This window comes from Azotobacter beijerinckii, assembly GCF_900110885.1.
Classification (GTDB): Bacteria; Pseudomonadota; Gammaproteobacteria; order Pseudomonadales; family Pseudomonadaceae; genus Azotobacter; species Azotobacter beijerinckii.
Genome location: NZ_FOFJ01000010.1, coordinates 90,069 through 110,865 on the forward strand (window position 1 = coordinate 90,069; position 20,797 = coordinate 110,865).

Annotated in this window: 13 protein-coding genes and 2 pseudogenes; 10 read left to right on the forward strand and 5 right to left on the reverse strand. The window is 63.2% G+C overall.

Annotated features, from left to right (window positions below; all coding sequences use genetic code 11):
* Positions 1-31 precede the first annotated feature (31 nt).
* Positions 32-1,222 carry a hypothetical protein gene (locus tag BMY22_RS07570; protein ID WP_090620868.1) on the reverse strand — a complete coding sequence of 397 codons (1,191 nt, stop codon included), beginning with the start codon at positions 1,220-1,222 and terminating at the stop codon, positions 32-34.
* 241 nt (positions 1,223-1,463) lie between these two features.
* On the opposite strand from BMY22_RS07570, the gene BMY22_RS07575 reads away from it, so the two are divergent.
* Complete coding sequence (locus BMY22_RS07575; protein ID WP_090620870.1) at positions 1,464-2,879, forward strand: DUF2252 domain-containing protein; 1,416 nt, start codon at positions 1,464-1,466, stop codon at positions 2,877-2,879.
* 69 nt (positions 2,880-2,948) lie between these two features.
* On the opposite strand, the gene BMY22_RS07580 is transcribed toward BMY22_RS07575, so the two are convergent.
* A complete protein-coding gene (locus tag BMY22_RS07580; protein ID WP_090620872.1) occupies positions 2,949-5,402 on the reverse strand; it encodes a patatin-like protein in 2,454 nt (817 codons plus the stop codon).
* A gap of 202 nt (positions 5,403-5,604) precedes the next feature.
* Here BMY22_RS07580 and acuR point away from each other — a divergent pair, with 202 nt between their 5' ends.
* Positions 5,605-6,255 (forward strand): acrylate utilization transcriptional regulator AcuR, encoded by a 651-nt coding sequence (acuR, locus tag BMY22_RS07585; protein ID WP_090620873.1) that lies wholly within the window; start codon positions 5,605-5,607, stop codon positions 6,253-6,255.
* A 43-nt stretch (positions 6,256-6,298) separates the two neighbouring features.
* Here the strand turns inward: acuR and BMY22_RS07590 are convergent, their stop codons facing one another.
* Positions 6,299-6,949 carry a response regulator transcription factor gene (locus BMY22_RS07590; protein ID WP_090620875.1) on the reverse strand — a complete coding sequence of 217 codons (651 nt, stop codon included), beginning with the start codon at positions 6,947-6,949 and terminating at the stop codon, positions 6,299-6,301.
* Positions 6,950-7,406: 457 nt separating this feature from the next.
* A pseudogene (locus BMY22_RS24850) lies at positions 7,407-7,647 on the reverse strand (NUDIX hydrolase); the annotation flags it as partial.
* A 678-nt stretch (positions 7,648-8,325) separates the two neighbouring features.
* On the opposite strand from BMY22_RS24850, the pseudogene nadE reads away from it, so the two are divergent.
* Positions 8,326-8,657: pseudogene (nadE, locus tag BMY22_RS24855) on the forward strand (NAD(+) synthase); the annotation flags it as partial.
* A gap of 35 nt (positions 8,658-8,692) precedes the next feature.
* Here the strand turns inward: nadE and BMY22_RS07605 are convergent.
* Entirely contained in the window at positions 8,693-10,522 is a 1,830-nt protein-coding gene (locus BMY22_RS07605) for a PAS domain-containing sensor histidine kinase (protein WP_090620876.1), read from the reverse strand.
* Between the two features lie 171 nt (positions 10,523-10,693).
* Here BMY22_RS07605 and BMY22_RS07610 point away from each other — a divergent pair, with 171 nt between their 5' ends.
* The 7 genes from BMY22_RS07610 (at position 10,694) to BMY22_RS07640 (ending at position 20,543) form a co-directional block, all read left to right on the forward strand.
* Positions 10,694-12,316, forward strand: a complete 1,623-nt coding sequence (locus BMY22_RS07610) for an acyl-CoA synthetase (protein WP_090620877.1) — start codon at positions 10,694-10,696, stop codon at positions 12,314-12,316.
* Positions 12,317-12,454: 138 nt separating this feature from the next.
* Positions 12,455-12,784 carry a DUF485 domain-containing protein gene (locus tag BMY22_RS07615; RefSeq protein WP_090620879.1) on the forward strand — a complete coding sequence of 110 codons (330 nt, stop codon included), beginning with the start codon at positions 12,455-12,457 and terminating at the stop codon, positions 12,782-12,784.
* A complete protein-coding gene (locus BMY22_RS07620; RefSeq protein ID WP_090620881.1) occupies positions 12,781-14,445 on the forward strand; it encodes a cation acetate symporter in 1,665 nt (554 codons plus the stop codon). The genes BMY22_RS07615 and BMY22_RS07620 overlap by 4 nt, the downstream gene beginning before the upstream one ends.
* Before the next feature lie 186 nt (positions 14,446-14,631).
* Complete coding sequence (locus tag BMY22_RS07625) at positions 14,632-15,504, forward strand: 3-hydroxybutyryl-CoA dehydrogenase (RefSeq protein ID WP_090620882.1); 873 nt, start codon at positions 14,632-14,634, stop codon at positions 15,502-15,504.
* 70 nt (positions 15,505-15,574) lie between these two features.
* Positions 15,575-17,350 (forward strand): acyl-CoA dehydrogenase C-terminal domain-containing protein, encoded by a 1,776-nt coding sequence (locus tag BMY22_RS07630; RefSeq protein WP_090620884.1) that lies wholly within the window; start codon positions 15,575-15,577, stop codon positions 17,348-17,350.
* Between the two features lie 285 nt (positions 17,351-17,635).
* Positions 17,636-19,501 carry a choice-of-anchor I family protein gene (locus tag BMY22_RS07635; protein WP_090620885.1) on the forward strand — a complete coding sequence of 622 codons (1,866 nt, stop codon included), beginning with the start codon at positions 17,636-17,638 and terminating at the stop codon, positions 19,499-19,501.
* Between the two features lie 148 nt (positions 19,502-19,649).
* Positions 19,650-20,543: a LysR family transcriptional regulator gene (locus BMY22_RS07640; RefSeq protein ID WP_090620887.1), complete on the forward strand. Its 894-nt coding sequence runs from the start codon at positions 19,650-19,652 to the stop codon at positions 20,541-20,543.
* Positions 20,544-20,797 lie beyond the last annotated feature (254 nt).

A 20,797-nucleotide genomic window follows, 5' to 3' on the forward strand; every position in this document is an offset into this window, starting at 1 on the left:
ATATTATGTTAAATAGCGTATGAAGCACCGATTACTGCGTTGGGATGGTGATCACTGGCAGCCTGTTGTTGCCACCGGTTTCCGACAATGTGAAGAAAAACATCACGGCCACCATCGCACGCTTCGCCTGCCAGTTACTGTCTTCGATCCAAAACCAGTGATCGCGATAATATACGGCCGTGTACGCATGCTCGGGCTTTTCCTTGCCGCTGCGAATATGAATTCGGGACTCTCGCTTCTCCGCACCGCTGTCCTCGGTGATCGGTGCGGTTGGCAAGGCACTGTGATCTTTCAGGTGCTCCTCGGGCACATCCATGTAACTGGAAAACGCCCCCATGATTTGCAACAGCGAACGGCTGTTCACTGCCAGTTCATCCTCCTCGCCACGTGCCGGCGAATACTTGAGCACGAACTTCTGGCGATCTTCCGACAAATGAAGTAAGCGACGGACTTCTTTCTGCTTTTCCAGAATCTCAGGAGTAACATCATCGTGGCGCATGAACAGAACGGCGATAGTGCCCTTGTCCTTGTCCTCCTCTACGCGCATGCCCACGGCACCGGCGGCCTGGATTTCGTGCAACAACTCCAGCACGCGCAAGAATGCCGGATCGGCCTCCTGTATTCCGCCCACCATTGCCGAACGATTGCGTACACCGTTTAGCGACTCGACGGTCAGCGCGAGGACGAAATCTGCCGCATAGCCCGATTGGAGCATGGAAAAAATATTTTTCGGCGCAATTGGCGACAGCAGTCCGATCAGGAATTTTTCACCGGTTAATGGCACATAAGTGATCGTGGGACGATCGGTATATTTGCCGTTGGCACCCAGCAAGAGACTGTCGCGTTGAATGGCATCGGCGGATGAAAGCTGCCCGACAATGCTGCCCCCGGTTTCCAGCGAATAAGAGGCGACAATTGAGGAAACATCGACAAACACCGGCAGGTCCATATAACGCAGCTTGACGATGTTGAGCAGCGTCTGCTGTTTCCATGAGTCGGAGATGGCCGAGCTGTAATCGAAGCGATCTACCTTTACCGTATTGGGGCCGATGTGCGAGCAGCCCGACAACGTCAGTGCAACGACCATCGCAGTAGCGGGTAAGTATTGCTTGTGTGTAGTTAATAGCATCGCCCGCTTTCTCACCTGCCCGGCTTCGTGCATCGGTTGCGCCCCACGATGCCGATCACAGTGATACCCCTGCCCCTTCAGTCCGGCTTCCATGCGGCGGTACCCGTAATTCCAGTCATTTCGAGACTAGCTCAAGTCCGCACCCGAGCGTCGCCATCGCCGCGGACAGCTCGTTCAACCCCATGTATTTGAGCTATGGACGTGCGTGGGACGGAAACAGCAGCTTTTATTTCTACTTGGGAAGACCGTTTAGGGGCTGGACGTAAACACGACAGCTTGCTGACGACCGCTGCAGCGGATAGCGCTGCAACAGCAATAATGAACAGGTGCAGCCATGGCAATCGTAAAAAAAATAACCAGCAAGACGAAGATCGAAACCACCAAGGCGGTAGAGCCTCCCCCCGCATTCCGCTCCCGCGAAGAGCGGATCAACGTTGGACGGCTGCTGCGCGAGAGAGTGCCGCGCACCAGCCACGCCGCATGGCTTCCACCGGCCAAGCACCGAGATCCCATCGCTATCCTTGAACAATCGAATGAGGATCGACTGCAGGAGCTGGTGCCGATCCGCTACGGCCGCATGCTTCGCAGCCCCTTCACCTTCCTGCGCGGCTCGGCGGCGCTGATGGCCCACGATCTGGCAACGACGCCTAATACAGGTATTCGGGTGCAGGCCTGTGGCGACTGCCACTTGTTGAATTTCGGCTTGTTCGCCACCCCGGAGCGCAACCTGGTCTTCGACCTGAACGACTTCGACGAAACCCTGCCCGCCCCCTGGGAATGGGACATCAAGCGGCTGGCCGCCAGTTTTACGGTCTGCGGACGCGACGGCCGGTTACCCGATGCCCAGTCACGGGAGGCTGCGGTGGCGTGTGTGCGCGCCTATCGGGAAAACCTGCGCGAATACTCCAAGATGAGTCCTCTGGAGGTCTGGTACTCGCGCCTGGATGCGCAGACGCTGATCGACACGGCGCCCGATGAAAAAGTGAAAAAAATGCGTCAGCAGCTCTTCAACAAAGCCCGCGAGCGGGTGGGCGAAAGCGTTTTCCCCAAGATTGCCCAGCAGGTTGGCGGGCGCCCCCGCATCGTCGACCAACCGCCGATCCTGTACCACGTTGCCGACCCTGAGTTCATGGACAAGGTTCGGGAGGGGCTGGCGGACTACCGCGAGACGCTGTCCGATGAGCGTCGCGTCCTTCTGGATCGCTATCGGCTGGAAGATGCTGCGTTGAAAGTGGTGGGTATTGGCAGCGTCGGCACCCGCTGCTTCATCGGACTGTTGTTCTCCGAGGAAAACCATCCCCTGATTCTCCAGTTCAAGGAGTCCTGTCACTCGGTCCTCGCGCCCTATGCGGGGAAAAGCCAGTATGAAAATCAAGGCCAGCGAGTCGTCATGGGACAACGGCTGATGCAGTCCTCCAGCGACATTTTCCTGGGTTGGACGCGAGGCCGGGCGGGGCGTGACTTTTTTGTGCGTCAGTTGCGGGACATGAAGATGTCTGCGCCTGTCGAAGAAATTTCGGCCGCACAACTCAAACGCTACGCCGGGCTCTGTGGCTCGGTCTTGGCCCGCGCCCATGCCAAGTCGGGAGATGCCGCGACTATCAGTGGGTATCTGGGCAAGGGAGATACCTTTGACGAGGCGCTGGGCGACTTTGCCCTCGCCTACGCAAGCCAGACGGAGCAAGACCACGCGGCTCTGGTGAAAGCCGTGAATTCCGGGCGGTTGGAGGCTCTCGTCGAGGAGGAATAGCGTCCGGGGTGCCACCGACTCCGAAGGCAGGCCGTTTTCGTGCAGAGCTGAACTCTGCACGAAAACGGCCTAAAGCTGCTCTATGGCTGCCTCGATTTTGGCGATCAGTGCGGGAACCGACGTCAGTCGCTGGCGCTCTTCCTCGAGCACCCTCTCGAAGGCACGCTTCTTTAAAGTGTTGATGGCGAAATTGTCGCGAATGCTCACCGGAACCGTACTGAGTAGGATGTCGAAAAGCCGATCCACCGCATGCAGACGCCCCCACAGGTAGTCGTTCTCGCGAATCGAGCGATCGAGAAATCCGCCAAAGCTGGCGAACGACCTGCCAAGCAGCACATTTTTCTGCGTGTCGAGCACGATGCCGTTCGCGTCCTCGGGACTGATGCGGTCCACCAGGATTTCCTCGATCGGCCCCGCATCGGCATCCAGCGACAGCGCACTCATGGTCGGGCGCAGGATGATGTCCCAGAAGAAATACCCCAGGTAACCGGTGAGAATGGCGTCTCGGCTACGCTCTTCCAGGCTCAGAACCAGGGACGACGCCAGGACGGCGTCCGCATTGTCGGCCGTTCTGGCGAGGTCGCATTCCTGCGTCAGGCGCTCGACCAGCCTGGATATTTCCTCGAATGTGGCTGGCGCAGGCCAGGTAGTATCGTCGCCCTGCTCCAGGAAAATCTCCCGACAGCCTGCAACGGCCTGCCGACTGAGAAAGTCGATGTCGTCGAAAATGGACAGCTCGTCGATGCACTTGTGGATCTTGATCTTCAACAGATCGAGGAACTCCGAATCGGCAACGCCGGCCTGCTCGCTGGAAACCCCAGGGTAAAGATCGTTGATTTCATGCAGAACGAAGTTCAACCGCCTCCTTTTATAGATCACCCCGAAATCCAGAATGATCCTTCCGAACGGCGGCAGATCGACGTTTCTGTAAAGATTGTCCGGCATCGCGTAAGAGTCGGCGATGACGCCCTGCTGCCGGGCCCATGCCTCGATGACTTCCTGTACCCGGCACGCTTCCGGCGAATTGGCAGTGTACTGACAGGCACTGACGATGATCCGCGCAATGAAATCCAGGGCTTCGAGAACCAGCGAACGCATCCAGACGTCGTAGACGATCGTCGTGCTGGACAGCAGGCTGATCGACGAGAGCCGCCAGTGCCGCAGGTCGTCGGCCGTGAAGTCTCCCCTGAGCCGCCCCTCCGTCGCCTGCTCGATCAGTTTCGCGACGATGGGCCGAGCGTTGAGGATCGCCGCCTTCAGCCGTCGTGCCTGTACGTTGTAGCGGCTGATGACCGCCAGCTCGTTATAGACGGGATCATGGCGCGGCAGGTCCGAGAGCGCGCCCCGCAAGGTGGCGAAAAAGCCTGGCATGCCGGTCCCGGGCGCCGCCCTTCCGATTCCAGGGTGGGGATCGATGAAGACCAACCGGCGATCCACCTCGCGGAACGCACAGTGCGTGCGGATGGTTTCGACGCAGGCCATGATCGGCTTGTTATCGAGCACACTGCCGTCGAGCAGTATCGCATCCTCGGGATTTTCGCCCCGCTCGCGGTAGTGGCGAAAATTGCGATCCAAAAAATGCGCGCGTGCTGGCCAGGGCATATGGCGCTCCGCCAGGAGTTCGTCGATCTCGCGAATCCGGGCCGGTGGAAAGGCCCCCGGATAGGATGCCGTCGCCCGCCCGGCGAAAGCCAGGGAGGGAAAGTTGTCGATGTCGAAGTCGCTCAGCAGATGCCCGGTTCGGCGATGATCGAGACTGAAGCGCAGCAGGTGGCGGTGCTCCCGCTCGTAGGCGACCGCCGGGTCGTGGATGAAGATCGGCTGCTCGATCCCTCTGAAATCGGTCACGGTCACCAGCAGATCGAGCCTTGCACCCTGCGGCAGCAGCGACTCCCACGGCGAACTGGAGGTTTTCATCGCCGTCAGGCCATCGAGCATGAGCGTGCTCAGGCGGCGGCCATCGAGGGGCGGCTTGAACCAGCGGGAGCGCAGGAAGACCGAAATTCGCTTTTCCATCTCGGCATTGGCCTTTCCCGGTAGCAAACCTTCGCGGTTGAGCCGGGTGAGCACGGGATGCACGAGCGGCCAGAAATACCACTTGTTCCAAAGATGCGCCTTGGCCTCGGGGGCCAGCAGGCTCAGCATGTCGGCATCGTCGAGCCACATGTCCGTGATCGGCATCAGACTGCGATCGTGGGCCAGCGCCGTGGCCAAGGTCACGCCGTTGATGCCCCCTGCCGAAGATCCGGCGATGACATCGACGATCACCCGAAGGCAAACGTCTTTACCCAACGTTTCCAGAAACTCGCGATAAACGTCTCCGGTGGACTGCTCCGGTTCGTCCGGGTAACGCTCGTGAAGGCTGCTTACCGGTTTGTCCTGGCCCTCGTAGGGCTTGTCCGCATGGTAGATCTTCGATGCCCTGACCAGATTGAGAATTTCCCGGTTGATACCGTGCTGGTAGATCGCGAGCGATACGCCACCAAAGAAAACGACCGCCAGTCGAAGCTCTTTCTCTTTCATCGTCAGTCTGCCTGAACAAGTCGGCCTTGCAGACCATCGCCCATCCAGTCCGGCAGCCAGATTTTTCGAGTATAGAGCGTAGGCAAGATCCGTTCGGGAAGCGGGAAAGCAAGAGGGGTTCAGCCAGTTTCCGTGATCGGCCTCGCCCTCCTCCCCACTGGCACGGGTTGACTTCGGTGACGTTCTCCCCAGAATCGCGCCCATGACCATCACCACTCCCAAACCCAAACCCAAACCCAAACCCCGCCGCGGCCGCCCGCCCAAGATCGCGCGGGAGTTTCCCGATACCCGCGAGGCGCTGATCCGCTGCGGCATGGAAATGCTCACCGAGCAGGGTTTCATGTCCACCGGTATCGATGGTGTGCTCAAACGCATCGGCGTGCCCAAGGGCTCCTTCTACCACTACTTCGACAGCAAGGAGGCCTTCGGCCAGGTGGTGCTGGAAAACTATGGCGCCTACTTCGCCCGCAAGCTGGATCGCTGGCTGCTGCGGGACGACGTGCCGCCGCTGCAGCGCTTGTGCGATTTCGTCGAGGACGCCAAGGCCGGCATGATCAGACACCAGTTTCGTCGTGGTTGCCTGGTGGGTAATCTCGGCCAGGAGGTAGCCATCCTGCCGGACAGTTTCCGCGAGCGGCTGGAAGCCACCCTGTGCGACTGGCAGCACCGCCTGGCCAACTGTCTGCGGCTCGCCCGAGATAGCGGCCAACTGGCCGCTGGCGCCGACTGCGAGGAACTCGCGACGTTCTTCTGGATCGGCTGGGAAGGCGCCGTGCAGCGTGCCCGGCTGGTTCGCTGTACGGGTCCGCTGGACATCTTCCTCGCGGGTTTTCTCGCCGGCTTGCCGCGCTAGACGACAGACCGTCCGTTCGCGGACAACAGATCCGTCCCCTCGCCTACCCAGCCATGCTGGCTGGCACGTTCGCTCGCAGATTCAGCGGGTCCACCAGCCCAGCCGCGATGGCCATGCCGACCAGGTCGGCATGCCGCTCGGCTTGCATGCGCTTCATCACCCGCATGCGATAGAGATCGACGGTCTTCACGCTGATCGACAGCTGCTCGGCGATTTCCCGGTTTGTATAGCCCTGTACCAGCGGCAGTAATACGTCGCGCTCGCGCGGGGTGAGCGCATTCAGCCGCTCCTGCAACGCATCCTGGCCACGACTGTCGGAGCGGCGCTCGCCAAGGCTGCCGAGAGCCTGCTGCACGCTGTCCAGCAGCAGCTGCTCGTTGTAGGGCTTCTCGATGAAGTCGCAGGCGCCAGCCTTGAAGGCCCGCACCACGATGGGCACATCGGCGTGTCCGCTGACGAAGATCACCGGTAGGTCGATATCCCGCGTCCGCATCGCCTCTTGCACGTTCAGTCCGCCCATGCCGGGCATTCGTACATCCAGCAGCACGCAGGCGTTGAGACTGGGGTCGCAAGCGTCGAGAAACTCCCTGCCGCTGATGAACGGTAAGGCTTTCAATCCCACCGACTCGAGCAGCCAGACTGTTGAGTCCAGCATGCCCTGATCGTCATCTACCACGTACACCACCTGCTCCATCGAGATTCTCCCGTTGTCGTCGTTTGGTTTTGCCTTTCCGGGAGGTCGCGGAGCATCGGACCATCCTTCTGAAAGTTTCTGAAAGTCGCCGCCAAGGATGCAGAAGAGCCCGACACCGGGTGATCCAGCAGCTATCGAAGCCGCCAAGTACAGCATGCCTGTTGGTAGGCTGAAAGTGATTAGCTTAGTTTTTGTCTGTTTACAGGTTTTAAGTTTATGTAGAGGTTTTTTGGTAGAAAGTGTTCCCATTCTTAGATTTCCGATTATGGTAAAATGCCAATGAATAGGCAAAAACCTTCCGATTTGTGAAAATAAAAAGGGTCAAAGGGAGATAGCGGTAAAGACCATAGGTATTTTCCAGCTGAAACCATCCCCGAGATGGGCAGGTTTCAGCTGGACAGCGGGTCGTTATGGATGTCGAGCGCCAGCAGGGCTAGGTAGAGGCGCTCATGGATCAGCCACGCGGATTGCGAACGGCATTGCCCTCTGTTGCAACCTGTTCATGCACCTCGCCTTCTCGTTTAAGGCTCGGATAGCCGCAGCATCCAGACTGGATCGAAGCAGCGACCGTTGACCAGTACGCTCGGTAAAGCCCACTGCCTCTCGAAAGGCGCCCTTCCCCGCTGGATCACCAGCAGTTCCAGCCTGCCCGGAGCGCGATCCAGATGCAGCGCGATTATGTCGACGCTGGCCAGTATCCCCTACAGCACTCTGGCGGCGTCCTGCCGACCGGTCAGCAGGACGGACACGAGCGGAGGTGCGTTCTCCCGGCGTATCGTGCAAAGCCTGCTCGATACTGACTTCTACAAGCTGACCATGATGCATGGCGGCCCTGCACAACTACCCCAACACCGGGGTCGAGTAGGAACTCCACTGCCGCAGCAACGAGAACCTGATGCCCTGCCCCACCGAGACTCGCTGGGAGATCGAACTTTGGCCAAAACCGGGATCGCGGACGAACAGTTGGCGTTCCTCGAACGTATTCCGTACATCAGCCGGACTTCATACGCTTCCTCAGCCTGTTCCACTTCAATCTTCGTTACCTACTGGTGGCCGTCAGTTGAGCATCCGCGATCCCTGGCTACACGTCAGCCTCTACGAGGCTCCCCTGCTGGCGACCGTCTGGCATGGGCATGCGAACGACTCCAGGAAAAGCTCGAGAGACTAAAGCGCTCGACCTCCGTTGGGGAGTTGGCCGGCCTTCAGATTTCCGATTTCAGGACTATCCGACACTTTTCCTACCGGGTTTAGGAGAAGCTGGTAGGCCTCCTCAAGCGCGACTTCGCCGGCCGCATGGCCAGCAGCTGGGCCCCGGTTGATCGAGCACGACGAACGGGACTCCCAGGACGCGCTGGCCTTCATCGCCACCGGCGCGCGTCGCCCAATACGCGATTGCCAATGCCTGTGGCGGGCTGGTGATCGGTACCGATCACACGAGGCGGTGATGAGCTTCTGCGACGGCGCCAGCGATCTCGCCCCCTCTCGCCGGCCTGGTCAAGGAGTAGGTGCGCGCCTTGGCCTGCTACCTGGGCGCACCCGAACGCTTGGTCTAAGGTGCCGACCTTGAGGAGCTGCAGTCGGACCGGGCAGGCCGGACGAGGATGCACATGGCGTTTCCTACGCCGAAATCGATGCCTTCCTGCACGGCCGGGAGGTTAGCCCGGCAGCCTGCCGGTGTATCGTCCTCGCGTACGAGGCGCCCCGGCACATCCTGGCGGACGCGCCATCTCGTCGCCGCCAGGGCTATTTGGCGTCCGGCCGCGCATCGCCCTGCTGGAGCGGCAGCAGGCAGCACATCGACAACCCACCGGCCTCGGCGCGCTGTGCTTCCAGAGAGCCGCCGAAGCCCTCGACGATGCTGCGGCTCATCGACAGGCCCAGCCCCAGCCCTTCCGGCTTGCTGGTGTAGAAGGGCGTGAACACCCGCTCCAGCTCGGCGTCGCTCAGCCCCGGCCCGCAGTCGCGCACCTCGATCGCTACCTGGCCGGCCTTGGCACAGGCCGTCAACACGATGCGGGTGGGCTGACCGGGATGGGCCTCGCGGTTGGCGTCGATGGCATTGCGCAGCAGGTTGAGCAACACTTGCTCAAGCAGTACCCGGTCGGCATAGACCGGCGGCAGATCGCCCGGCAATTGCTCCTCAATCGCCACCTGGCTGGCGCTCGCCTCCCAGCCGCAGAGCCGCACTGCCCCCCGTGCCACGTCGGCCACGTCGAGTGCCTGCATGCGTCGCTGGCCCTTGCGCAGGAAGGCGCGCAGCCGCTTGATCACCTCCGAGGCATGGTTGGCGTGCTCGGTGATGCGCTCCAGCCCCTGGGCCACGCGTAGCACTGCCTGAGGGTTTTTCTCCAGGGACTGCAGGTAGCGCTGGCTAGCACTGGCGTAATTGACCACCGCCGCCAGCGGCTGGTTGATCTCGTGGGCGAGACCCGAGGCCAGCTCGCCGAGGCTAACCAGCCGCGCGGTATGCGCCAGCTCGTCCTGGTGGCGGTGCTGCTGCGCCTCACGCAGTTCGCGCTCGGTCATGTCGCGCGCCACCAGCGAATAGTAGCGTTCGCCGCCGATCGCCGAGTGCGCCAGCAGCACCAGCGACACCGGTACCGAGGGGCCGCCGCCGGAAGGCTGCAGGCGCAGGTCGGCACTCCAGGCACCCAGCCGTTCGGCGGTGCTCCAGCCCTCCTCCTGCAAACGCGCCAGATCGGCACAGGCGAAGAGTCCGGCCAGCGCCGGCATCGGCTGCCGCTCGCCGATACCCAGGGTCCGGCGGGCCGCCGGATTGAGATAGGTGACCTGCCCGGCCGGATCGATGAACAGCACCAGATCGGTGTTGGCCTCCACCACCCCGGCCAGCCGCCGGTTGTTCTCCTCGGCCAACACCCGAGCGGTGATGTCCCGCGACACGCTGATCACTTCCACCACAGCCCCGGTATAGGTATCGCGGATCGCCCGGCTGGCGGTTTCGAACCACAGGTAGTGCCCGGCGCGATGGCGGATGCGGTAGCTCATGGTGTGATAGCCGTGCTGCTCCAGCGCCTCCTGGGCACGCCGCAACTGCGCCCGCTCGCGGACATGCAGGAGCGTGCGCACCGGCATGCCGCGCAGTTCCTCCGGCCAGTAGCCGAGCAGAGTCCAGGAGGCCGGCGAGGCGTCGAGGAAGTGGCCGTCGGGATCGTGACGGGAAATCAGGTCGGTGGTGTTCTCGGTGATCAGCCGGTACAAGCGCCGCGCCCTGGCTGCCTCGCGCTCGCCGAGGAGCTGCGCAGTGGCGTCCCGGCAGCGCGCCAGTACCCGCCTCTCCTGCGGATCGGGAATGAAGGTCCAGAGCAGAACCCGCTCACCGAATTGCGCCTCGACGTCCTCGATGGCCCGTCGCTGCTCCAGGCAGGCGCGCACCAGCTGCACATGATTTGCCGGCAGACAGCCGGCCAGCGCTTCCGGACCGGGACTGCCGAGCAGCGCCAGCAGGGCCGCGTTCAGGGCGAGGGGACTTGCCCGGACATCCAGCAGCAGGCCCGGTTGCGGGTCGAGCGCCAGCAGCGGCGAGACACTGGGGAAAACGGGGGGGATGGGCATAAGGGCTTCCGTCGCTCAGAACAAATATAGTAATAAAACTATAAGTATTCAGTAGTATTTACATATCAAATGGAGATTGCTATACAGATCGACGAAGGATGTACCACTCCCCGCCGGAACGGGGAAGCTGGAAGGCAATAAGAGCTAACAATTAGCCTAAAGGATAAAAACATGTCGATCTTCGAACAGGGTCTGCCGCGCTCTGCCGTCAATCACGTCCCCCTTTCTCCGCTGAGCTTCATCGAGCGCAGCGCCGCCGTCTATCCGCAGCGCCCCGCCGTGATCCATGGCTCGATCCGCCGCAACTGGGCCGAAACCTATACGCGCTGCCGACGCCTGGCCTCCGCCCTCGCCGGTCGCGGCATCGGCAAGGGCGACACCGTGGCGGTGATGCTGCCGAACATCCCGCAGATGCTCGAGGCGCACTTCGGCGTGCCGATGATCGGCGCCGTGCTCAACACCCTCAACGTGCGCCTGGATGCCGAGGCCATCGCCTTCATGCTGCAGCACGGCGAGGCCAAGGTGCTGATCGCCGACCGCGAGTACCAGGAGGTGATTCATGCCGCCGTCGGCATGCTCGCCCACCCGCCGCTGGTGGTCGACGTCGACGATCCGGAATACGGCGAGGGTCAGCCGGTCAGCGATCTGGACTACGAGGCGCTGCTCGCCGAGGGCGATCCGGAGTTCGCCTGGCAATGGCCGGAGGACGAGTGGCAGGCCATCAGCCTCAACTACACCTCCGGCACCACCGGCAATCCCAAGGGCGTGGTCTACCACCACCGCGGTGCCTACCTGAATTCGCTGGGCAACCAGATGGTCTGGGCGATGGGCAACCATCCCGTGTATCTCTGGACCCTGCCGATGTTCCATTGCAACGGCTGGTGCTACCCCTGGACCGTCACTGCCCTGGCCGGCGCCCATGTGTTCCTGCGCCGGGTCGACCCGCAGAAGATCCTCACCCTGATCCACGAGCACCGCGTTACCCACCTGTGCGGCGCACCCATCGTGCTCAACGCCCTGGTCAACATGCCCGACTCGGCCAAGGCCGCCATCGACCATCCGGTCAACGCCATGGTCGCCGGCGCCGCACCGCCGGCCAAGGTGATCGGCGCAGTGGAGGAAATGGGCATCAAGGTCACCCATGTCTACGGCCTCACCGAGGTCTACGGTCCGGTCACCGTGTGCGCCTGGCACGAGGAATGGGACGAGCTGCCGCTGGACGACCGGGCACGGATCAAGGCGCGCCAGGGCGTGCGCTACCCGACCCTGGAGGGGGTGATGGTGGCCGATCCGCAGACCCTGGAGCCGCTGCCGCGCGACGGCGAAACCATCGGCGAGATCTTCATGCGCGGCAACACCGTGATGAAGGGCTACCTGAAAAACCCCACCGCCACCGCCGAGGCCTTCGAGGGCGGCTGGTTCCACACCGGCGACCTGGGCGTCTGGCACCCGGACGGCTATGTGGAGATCAAGGACCGTCTGAAGGACATCGTGATTTCCGGTGGCGAAAACATCTCGACCATCGAGGTGGAGGGCGTGCTCTACCGCCATCATGGCGTCCTCGAGGCGGCCGTGGTGGCCCGTCCCGACGAGAAATGGGGCGAAACCCCCTGCGCCTTCGTCACCCTCAAGTCCGGCCACGAACGGACCAGCGAGGCGGAAATCATCGCCTTCTGCCGCGAGCATCTGGCCGGCTTCAAGATCCCCAAGCGCGTGGTCTTCAGCGAACTGCCGAAGACCTCCACCGGCAAGATCCAGAAATACGTCCTGCGCGACAGGGCCAGGGCGCTGTAGCGCCCCCATAGCGATTCCGACAAACAGATCGAGCAAATGATGGCGTCCAGCCCCCGGCTGGACGCCTCAGGCCGCGGCGCGCCCGAAAAGGCTGCCGCGAATGGTACGGCGACAACAACAACAATCCGGAGCCCCAACATGGACCGACCCGTTTCACAACACGCCCAGAGTTACGACCAGATCCGCAACAACCCGAAATTCCGCCAGCTGGTGCAGAGCCGTTCGCGCCTGGCCTGGTCGCTGAGCGCCTCGGTGTTCGGCGTCTACAGCCTGTTCATGCTGACCGTGGCCTTCGCCCCGCAATGGCTGCATCGGCCGCTCGGCGAAGCCAGTCTGCTGACCGTCGGTATTCCGGTCGGCGCGGCGATCATCGTCTTCTCCTGGCTGCTCACCGGCTGGTACGTGCGCAGCGCCAACACCCGCTTCGACACCCTCAGCGCCCAGATCCTCGAGGAGAGCCAGCAATGAGTCCGCTTCGCGCCCTTGGCCTTGCCGGCCTCTGCCTGTTCTCCGCCAGTGCCCTCGCCGCCCCGGTGATCGTTGCGGAAAAACAGCCTCTCAACCTGCATGCCATCGGCATGTTCTTCGTCTTCGTCCTCGGCACCCTGGCGATCACCTGGTGGGCCTCCCGCCAGACCCGCTCCACGGCCGACTTCTACACCGCCGGCGGCGGTATCAGCGGCTTCCAGAACGGCCTAGCGATCGCCGGCGACTACATGTCCGCCGCCACCCTGCTCGGCCTGTCCAGCCTGATCTTCGCCAAGGGCTACGACGGCTTCATCTATACCGTGGCGTTCTTCGTCGGCTGGCCGCTGATCACCTTCCTGATGGCCGAACGACTGCGCAACCTCGGCCGCTTCACCTTCGCCGACATCGTGTCCTATCGCCTCGACCAGACCCGCATCCGCACCTTCGCCGCCTTCGGCTCGCTGACCGTGGTGTGCTGCTACCTGGTGGTACAGATGGTCGGCGCCGGCCAATTGATCAAGCTGCTGTTCGGTCTCGACTACCCGGTGGCGGTGCTGGTGGTCGGCGCGCTGATGCTGGTCTACGTGATCTTCGGCGGGATGCTCGCCACCACCTGGGTACAGATCATCAAGGCGGTGCTGCTGCTCGCCGGCGGTACCACCCTGGCGCTGCTGGCGATGGCCCAGTTCGGCTTTAGCTATGAAACCCTCGCCGCCCGCGCCATCGACAGCCACGCCATCGGCAAGGCGATCATGGGCCCCGGCTCGATGCTCGCCGACCCGCTCAACGCCGCCTCCATGTCGCTGGGCCTAGCCTTCGGCATCGCCGGCCTGCCGCACATCCTGATGCGCTTCTTCACCGTGCCGAACGCCAAGGAAGCCCGCAAATCGGTGTTCTACGCCACCGGCTTCATCGGCTTCTTCTTCCTGGTGGTCATCACGCTCGGCTTCTCCGCCATCGTCATCGTCGGCACCGACCCGCAATACTTCGTCGGCGGCGACCTCAAGGGCGCGCTGATCGGCGGCGGCAACATGGTCGCCATGCACCTGGCCAAGGCGGTCGGCGGCAACCTGTTCCTCGGCTTCCTCTCCGCCACGGCATTCGCCACCATCCTCGCGGTGGTTTCCGGCCTAGCCCTGGCCGGCGCCTCGGCGATCTCCCACGACCTGTACGCCACCGTGTTCAAGAAAGGCCAGGCCAGCGAGAAGGACGAGATGCGCGTGACCCGCATCGCTACCATCGGCCTCGGCCTGGTCGCCATCGGTCTCGGCATCCTGTTCGAGAAGCAGAACGTCGCCTTCCTAGTCGGCCTGACCTTCGGCGTCGCCGCCTCGACCAACTTCCCGGTGCTGATCATGGCCATGTACTGGAAGGGCCTGACCACCCGAGGCGCCCTCTGCGGCGGTTGTGCCGGCCTGCTCAGCGCCCTCCTGCTGGTGATCCTGTCGCCGGCGGTGTGGGTCACCGTGCTGGGCAACGCCAAGGCGATCTTCCCCTACGACCATCCGGCACTGTTCTCCATGCCGCTGGCCTTCCTGGTCATCGTCGTGGTGTCCAAGCTCGACCGCAGCGCCCGTGCCGAGCACGAGCGGGCGGCCTTCGACGACCAGTTCGTACGGGCCCAGACCGGCCTGGGAGCTGCCGCAGCCAGCGCACACTGAGGTGCCGGCCAGACCGCGCCCCGCAGGAGCTGGGCGCGGTCGCCGGGTTCGATCCGGCCGGGTCGGACTAAGCTGTCGAGGTACTCGAGAGCATGGTCTCGATTCGGCACCATCGCGTCCTGGCGGCAAGCGCCGCCAGAACCTCAGGGCATCAATCAGCCAAACCTGTCTACACGGAACATGAGCATGAGCGATCATCTGAAGAGCGGAAGCGATCTGCGCATCGCAATCATCGGCGCCGGCACCATGGGCAACGGCATCGCCCAGATCTGCGCGCTGGCGGGCCTGCCGGTCACCCTGGTGGACATCTCCACCGGCGCCCTGGAGCGCGGCCTCGCCACCCTGTCCGGCAACCTGGAGCGACAGGTGAAGAAGGGCCTGATCGGCGAAGCGGACAAGCAGGCCGCACTGGCGCGCATCCAGTCGGACACCCACTACGCCGTCCTGACCGGCGCCAGCCTGGTCATCGAGGCGGCCACCGAGAATCTCGACCTGAAGCGGCAGATCCTCGGCCGGATCGACGAAGTGGTGGAGCCCGGCACCCTCGTCGCCAGCAACACCTCCTCGCTGTCGATCAGCGAACTGGCCAGCGCCCTGAGCAACCCCGAACGCTTCATCGGCCTGCACTTCTTCAATCCAGTGCCGGTCATGACCCTGGTGGAAGTCATCCGCGGCCTGCAGACCTCCGACACCACCCATGCCAAGGCGCTGGAGTTCGCCGAGCACATCGGCAAGACCGCCGTCTCGGTACGCAACAGCCCAGGCTTCGTGGTCAACCGCATCCTCTGCCCGATGATCAACGAGGCGATCTTCGTCCTTCAGGAAGGCTTGGCCAGCGCCCAGGACATCGATATCGGCATGCAGCTCGGCTGCAACCATCCCATCGGCCCGCTGGCACTGGCCGACCTGATCGGCCTGGACACGCTGCTGGCGATTCTCGAAACCTTCCACCGCGATTTCGGCGATCCCAAGTACCGCCCGGCCACCCTGCTCAAGGAAATGGTCGCGGCCGGCTATCTGGGCCGCAAGAGCGGCCGCGGCTTCCACGTCCACGCCTGATTCGCCGCCCCCGATACCCTACCGCCCGGAGCGCGCCGGGCGGCCCCATGACCAGAACACGAGGTCCGTCATGCCCCACTACCATGCCCCCCTGCGCGACATGCGCTTTGTCCTGCACGAGGTCTTTGCCGCCGACACACTCTGGGCCCGCCTGCCCGCACTGGCCGAGACGGTGGATGCCGAGACCGCCGATGCCATCCTCGAGGAAGCGGCCAAGGTTACCGGCGAACTGCTCGCACCGCTCAACCGCAGCGGCGACGAGGAGGGGGCGCGCTGGAACAATGGCGTCGTCAGCACACCGGCCGGCTTCCGCGAAGCCTATGCCACCTACATCGAGGGTGGCTGGGTCGGCCTGGCCGGCAATCCCGCCTACGGCGGCCTGGGCATGCCCAAGATGCTCGCCGTGCAGTTCGAAGAGATGCTCTATTCCGCCAATGCCAGCTTCACCCTGTACTCGGCGCTGACGTCCGGCTGCTGCCTGGCGCTGGACGCCCACGCCAGCGAGGAACTCAAGCAGCGCTACCTGCCGCGCCTGTACAGCGGCGAATGGGCCGGCACCATGTGCCTGACCGAAGCCCAGGCCGGCTCCGACCTCGGCCTGCTGCACACCCGCGCCGAACCGCAGGCCGACGGCAGCTATGCGATCAGCGGCAGCAAGATCTTCATCACCGGCGGCGAGCAGGACCTGACGGCGAACATCATCCATCTGGTGCTGGCCCGCCTGCCCGACGCGCCGGCCGGCTCGAAGGGGATTTCGCTGTTTCTGGTGCCCAAGTTCCTGGTCGAAGCCGACGGCGCCCTCGGCGCACGCAACGCCCTGTCCTGCGGCTCGCTGGAACACAAGATGGGCATCAAGGCCTCGGCCACCTGCGTGATGAACTTCGACGGCGCCAGCGGCTACCTGGTCGGCGAACCCCACAAGGGCCTGGCCGCCATGTTCACCATGATGAACTACGAGCGCCTGTCCATCGGCATCCAGGGCATCGGCTGCGCCGAGGCCTCCTACCAGAACGCCGTGGCCTACGCCCGCGACCGCCTGCAGGGGCGCGCGCCCGGCGGCGCCCAGGCACCGCAGAAGAGCGCCGACCCCCTCCTCGTCCATCCCGACGTGCGCCGCATGCTGCTGACCATGAAGGCACTGACCGAAGGCGGACGGGCCTTCTCCACCTACGTCGCCCAGCAGTTGGACCTGGCCAAGCATGCCGAAGATGCCGGCGAGCGCCACCGCGCCGAGGCGCTGGTCGCGCTGCTCACCCCCATCGCCAAGGCCTTCTTCACCGATACCGGACTGGAAAGCTGCATCCACGGCCAGCAGGTATTCGGCGGGCACGGCTACATCCGCGAGTGGGGCCAGGAGCAACTGGTACGCGACGTGCGCATCGCACAGATCTACGAAGGCACCAACGGTATCCAGGCCCTCGACCTGCTGGGTCGCAAGGTCGTGGCCAACGGAGGCGTCGCACTGCGCCTGTTCGCCGAGGAGATGCGTGCCTTCGTCGACGAGCCGGCCTCGCGGCCGTTCGCCCGCGAACTGCTGGCCGCCCTGGAGCGCCTGGAAAGCGTCAGCGCCTGGCTGCTCGACCAAACGGGCAAGGACCCGGCACTGGTCGGTGCCGTGGCGGTGGACTACCTGAATCTGTTCGGCTACGTCGCCTATGCCTACATGTGGGCCCGCATGGCCGCCGTGGCCCAGGCCAGTCGTGCCTCCGACGAAACCTTCTACGGCACCAAGCTGGCTACCGCAGGCTTCTATTTCGCCAAGCTGCTGCCGCGCATCCACTCCCTGGAAGCCGTCATCCGCGCCGGTAGCACCCCGATCCAGAACCTTGCCGACGATCAGTTCTGACCCCCCCGACAGCCGGCGCGGCCAAGCCTCGCCGGCTGACCGGCTCGATGCGGTGCCCGAACACCGCGTGCCGTTAATCCATCCAGCCACTTTTCCCCTCCTCGCCCGTTCTGGTCGCCTCGCGCCCCTTTATTCAAGAAAAACCCGGCAACAAACTGGTAACTGCCGGAAATCGACTGCAAACGCCCTGTAACACCCGGCCGATAGGGTTTTGTCTCTGTCAGTGGCCGCAGGCCCTGTTCGCATAACACTTCGTTTTTTAATGATCGTTCAAGGGTTCAGGTAATGGCAGTCGATACGGCGTTCAAAAGCTCGGTCTACAGACAGTTCGACAGCGGCTCCGGCGAGGCCGGTTCCGAGGTGGTGGCATTCGAAAGCGGTCAGTTGTTCGTAACTAACGGTGCGGACGAGCGCATCGACATCTTCGATACCCAAACCGGCACCAAGATTGGCATTGCCGATGCCAGTAGCATCCCCGGCTTTGCCGGCATCAACTCGGTCACCGTTTCCAATGGCCTGATCGCCGTGGCCGTTACCCGGACGACCCTCAGCGGCGAGACCACGGTACTGGATCGCGGCGTGGTGGCATTCTTCAACGTGAGCGGCCAGCGGCTGAACACCATCGAAGTCGGCTATGGTCCGGACATGGTGACCTTCTCGCCGGACGGCAGCCAGGTTTTCGTGGCCAACGAAGGCGAACCCAGCGCCAGCGGCGACAGCAATCCCGGCTCGGTTTCGGTGATCGACCTGAGCCAGGGTGTGGCGGCCGCCACCCATACCGAGATCGACTTCGCCACTTTCGACGGCCAGGAAGAAGCCCTGCGCGAACAGGGCGTGCGCATTTTTCCCGATCAGAGCGCCTCGGAAGACTTCGAGCCCGAATATATCGCCTTCTCTCCCGACGGCCAGACGGCCTACGTCACCCTGCAGGAGGCCAACGCCGTCGCGACCATCGACATGGCCACGCTGAACGTATCCGCGCTGCTGCCGCTCGGCACCGTCGATCACCGCGCGGCCGGAAGCGGCGTCGACGCTTCCGACAAGGACGGCACCATCGACATTGCCAACTGGCCGGTTCAGGGTCTGCGCATGCCCGATGCCATCGCCAGCTATGCGGCCGATGACAAGACCTACTTCGTGGTCGCCAACGAAGGCGACGATCGCGGGGAAAATGTCCGGGTAAAAGACATCGCCCTGGACTCCAGCGCGTTTCCCGATGCCGCGAGCCTGCAGGAAAATGCCAACCTGGGACGCCTGAACGTCTCCAGCATCGACGGCGATACGGACGGCGACGGCGATTACGACGCGCTGTACAGCTACGGCAGCCGCTCCTTCAGCATTTTCGATGCCGAAGGCAATCTGGTCTTCGACAGCGGCGACGACTTCGAACAGATCATCGCCTCGCTGCACCCCGAATCCTTCAACATCGACGGCGACGAGCCGGATGCCCGCTCGGACAACAAGGGACCGGAGCCCGAAGCCCTGGCCATCGGCCGGCTGGGTGATCGCACCTATGCCTTCATCGGCCTAGAGCGCGACAGCGGCATCATGGTGTACGACGTCACCGATCCAGCCGGCTCGACGTTCGTCAGCTACATCGACTCGGCGGCCAACGGCGATCTGGCTCCGGAAGTCATCAAGTTCATCGATGGCGGCAACAGCGCCAGTGGCAAGCCACAACTGGCGGTGGCCTATGAGATTTCCGGCACCACGACCCTGATCGACATCGACCAAATCGGTACCGACGACCACCGCACAGTATTCGGTAGCGATACTGGGGCCGCCTTTCTGGAGCGCCTATATGACGGTTTGCTGGCACGCGATAGCGATGCCGCCGGTCTCGGCTTCTGGATGGATCAGCTGGAGGCCGACATATCCCATGGACAGATTGCAGAGAACTTTCTGCAATCCGCCGAGGCTACCGATGGGGGACTGAACACCCTGAACGATACGGACTTCGTCAACCACCTGTATCAATCGGTGCTCGCGCGCGATGCTGACATTGATGGCTTGGCATTCTGGCGGGATGGCCTGGCCGCCGGCGTTCAGCGCGCCGATGTGGCGGTAGGTATTGTCGGCTCTGCCGAGGCAATCGAAAACTTCGCCAGCGAAGGCGCCCAAGGAGTCAGTTACGATCTGTGGGCCGCCTGATAGGCGAATGGGCATCTGGAGAGTCGCGGCGGCGACCGCGCCGATCTATAACCAAGCAGCCTGCAGGCTCCATCAAGCCAGGCGGCTGAAAGGGGAACGGGGCGTATCCGGTTGATACAATTCCGCCGTCCCTGCCTGGAATGAAACGATGCCTCGTGAACACTACAGCGATCTGCTCGCGTTGATCTCGGTTGCGGAGGAGCGCAGCTTCACCCGCGCAGCCGCCCGGCTCGGCATCTCCCAGTCGATGCTCAGCCATACGATCCGTGGACTGGAAGCACGGCTCGGGGTGCGGCTGCTGACGCGGACCACGCGCAGCGTATCGGTCACCGAGGCCGGCGAACGGCTGTTGCGCGTGGTCGCCCCCCGGCTCAAGGACATCGCCTCGGAGCTGCGGCATGTCTCCGAGCTAAGCGAAACGCCCGCCGGCACGCTCCGTATCACCGCCACCGAACATGCCATCGACACGCTACTGTGGCCGAAGCTCTCCGGGATACTGGCCGCCTACCCGAAGATCAAGGTGGAGCTGAGTTCCGACTACGTCCTCACCGATATCGTCCAGAGCCGGTATGACTTCGGCGTGCGCCTGGGCGATGGGTTGACCAGGGACAGCTCGGCCGTGCGCATCGCGCCCGACCTGCAATTCGCCATCGTCGGCGCGCCGTCGTATTTCGCCTCGCGCGCGATGCCCGCCAACCCCCAGGACCTGACGAACCACGCGTGCATCAATCTGCGGCTGCCGACGCGGGGCAACCTGTACGCCTGGGAACTCAAGGAGGACCAGAGCGAGCTGAATGTGCGGGTAGACGGCCAGTTGGTGTTCAACGGTATCTACCAGATCGTGAACGCCGCGTTGTCGGGACATGGATTGGCCTACGTTCCCGAAGACCTGGCTCGCCCTCATCTCGAATCGGGACGCTTGCTGCCGGTGATGAAGAGCTGGTGGCGCACGTTCCCCGGCTATCACCTCTACTACTCCAGCCAGCGCGAAACCTCGCGGGCCATGCAAATCCTGATCGAGGCGCTGCGCTACGGGGAATAGAGAGAGAAGGCACGCTGCCGCCCTGACAGGATGGCGAGAACCCCAGAGCCCTTTGTGGCACCTGGATTGTGAGACGCACTACGGGCCGGTTCCGCCACCTGCTTTTCCTCCCAAGCCATTGGCGGGATGATCGTCTGCAGGCCAGATCCGTCCGGATTCACCACCAGGACGGAGCCGACGCCGTTGGGGATGTCCAAGGCTGCGACGAAGAGACGCCCGTCCTTGTGGAAGGCCAGCCCCCCGGGGGCGTCAGA

Coding starts and splice junctions, on each gene's coding strand:
- BMY22_RS07570 (WP_090620868.1), bottom strand. CDS start 1,222: ATGGAAGCCGGACTGAAGGGGCAGGGGTATCACTGTGATCGGCATCGT.
- BMY22_RS07575 (WP_090620870.1), top strand. CDS start 1,464: ATGGCAATCGTAAAAAAAATAACCAGCAAGACGAAGATCGAAACCACC.
- BMY22_RS07580 (WP_090620872.1), bottom strand. CDS start 5,402: ATGAAAGAGAAAGAGCTTCGACTGGCGGTCGTTTTCTTTGGTGGCGTA.
- acuR (WP_090620873.1), top strand. CDS start 5,605: ATGACCATCACCACTCCCAAACCCAAACCCAAACCCAAACCCCGCCGC.
- BMY22_RS07590 (WP_090620875.1), bottom strand. CDS start 6,949: ATGGAGCAGGTGGTGTACGTGGTAGATGACGATCAGGGCATGCTGGAC.
- BMY22_RS07605 (WP_090620876.1), bottom strand. CDS start 10,522: ATGCCCATCCCCCCCGTTTTCCCCAGTGTCTCGCCGCTGCTGGCGCTC.
- BMY22_RS07610 (WP_090620877.1), top strand. CDS start 10,694: ATGTCGATCTTCGAACAGGGTCTGCCGCGCTCTGCCGTCAATCACGTC.
- BMY22_RS07615 (WP_090620879.1), top strand. CDS start 12,455: ATGGACCGACCCGTTTCACAACACGCCCAGAGTTACGACCAGATCCGC.
- BMY22_RS07620 (WP_090620881.1), top strand. CDS start 12,781: ATGAGTCCGCTTCGCGCCCTTGGCCTTGCCGGCCTCTGCCTGTTCTCC.
- BMY22_RS07625 (WP_090620882.1), top strand. CDS start 14,632: ATGAGCGATCATCTGAAGAGCGGAAGCGATCTGCGCATCGCAATCATC.
- BMY22_RS07630 (WP_090620884.1), top strand. CDS start 15,575: ATGCCCCACTACCATGCCCCCCTGCGCGACATGCGCTTTGTCCTGCAC.
- BMY22_RS07635 (WP_090620885.1), top strand. CDS start 17,636: ATGGCAGTCGATACGGCGTTCAAAAGCTCGGTCTACAGACAGTTCGAC.
- BMY22_RS07640 (WP_090620887.1), top strand. CDS start 19,650: ATGCCTCGTGAACACTACAGCGATCTGCTCGCGTTGATCTCGGTTGCG.